Genomic DNA, 1,280 nt, shown 5'->3' on the forward strand with positions numbered 1-1,280 from the left:
GCCGCGCCGCCGCATGGGCGCGCGGCCCGAAACGCCGGCCTGCCGACCCGCTTCCACCCCGTTTTCCATCGCCCCCGGCCCACCGGCCGGCCTTTCCTTCCCCGCAAAGAGGCCCACACCATGCGCCAACGCCCTTTCAAGCAAGTCGATGTGTTCACCCAGCAGCCCTACCTGGGCAACCCGCTGGCCGTGGTGCTCGACGGCTCGGACCTGTCCACCGAGCAGATGCACCACTTCACCAACTGGACCAACCTGTCCGAGGCCACGTTCCTGCTGCCGCCCACCGAGGCCGGCCGGGCCGCCGGCGCCGACTACCGCGTTCGCATTTTCTGCCCCGGCCGCGAGCTGCCGTTCGCGGGGCACCCCACGCTGGGCAGCTGCCACGCCTGGCTGGAAGCCGGTGGCCAGCCGCGCACCGATGGCGAGGTGGTGCAGGAATGCGCGCTGGGCCTGATCACGCTGCGCCGCGACGGCGACCGGCTGGCCTTCGCCGCGCCGCCGCTGCTCAAGAGCGGGCCGCTGGCCGAAGAGGACGTGGCCCTGATCGCGCGCGGCCTGCGCATCGAGCGCAGCGACATCGTGGCGCACGCCTGGTGCGACAACGGCCCGAACTGGCGCGGCGTGATGCTCGCCAGCGCCGAGCAGGTCCTGGCCCTGCAGCCCGACAGCGCCGTCCTCGGCCAGCTGGACATCGGCGTGGTGGGGCCGCGCGGCAAGGTGGGCGTGGTCGGCGCGCATGCCGACGAGGGCATCGCCTTCGAGGTGCGGGCGTTCTTTCCGGGCAACAACGGCCTGGCCGAAGACCCGGTGACAGGCAGCCTGAACGCCGCCCTGGCGCAGTGGCTCATCGGCGCGCACCTGGCACCGCCCAGCTACGTCGCCAGCCAGGGCACCGCGATGGGCCGCGCCGGGCGCTTGCACGTGCACCAGGACGGCGAGCGCATCTGGGTCGGCGGCGGATCGGTCACCTGCGTGAACGGCGAGGTGCGGCTGTGAACCTGCCCGACGCCTGCATCGACCATCTCGTGGTGATGGCCGACCGCCTGGACAGCGGCGTGGACTGGTGCCGCCGCACGCTGGGCGTGGTGCCGGCCATGGGGGGCGAGCACCCGCTCATGGGCACGCACAACCGCCTGCTCAACCTCAGCGGCCCGGCGCATCCGCGCACCTATTTGGAAATCATCGCCATGAACCCCGCCGCCCCCGGGCCGGCGGCGGGCACGCGGCGCTGGTTCGACATGGACGACCCCGCGCTGCAGGCCCGCGTGGCGCGCGACGGC

2 protein-coding genes are annotated in these 1,280 nt (G+C 73.3%); both read left to right on the forward strand.

All coding sequences use genetic code 11. The features are described 5' to 3' along the window. The first annotated feature begins 120 nt into the window (after window positions 1-120). Window positions 121-996 (forward strand): PhzF family phenazine biosynthesis protein, encoded by an 876-nt coding sequence (locus tag AC27IQ_RS24810; protein WP_487091193.1) that lies wholly within the window; start codon window positions 121-123, stop codon window positions 994-996. Beyond that, a partial coding sequence (locus AC27IQ_RS24815; protein WP_487091194.1) for a VOC family protein occupies window positions 993-1,280 on the forward strand: 288 nt, incomplete at its 3' end. The genes AC27IQ_RS24810 and AC27IQ_RS24815, both read left to right, overlap by 4 nt.

The organism is Acidovorax sp. KPB24-07 (assembly GCF_057543315.1).

Bases quoted from the DNA above. Each gene is read 5' to 3' on its own strand.
- AC27IQ_RS24810 (WP_487091193.1), top strand. From the start codon at position 121: ATGCGCCAACGCCCTTTCAAGCAAGTCGATGTGTTCACCCAGCAGCCC.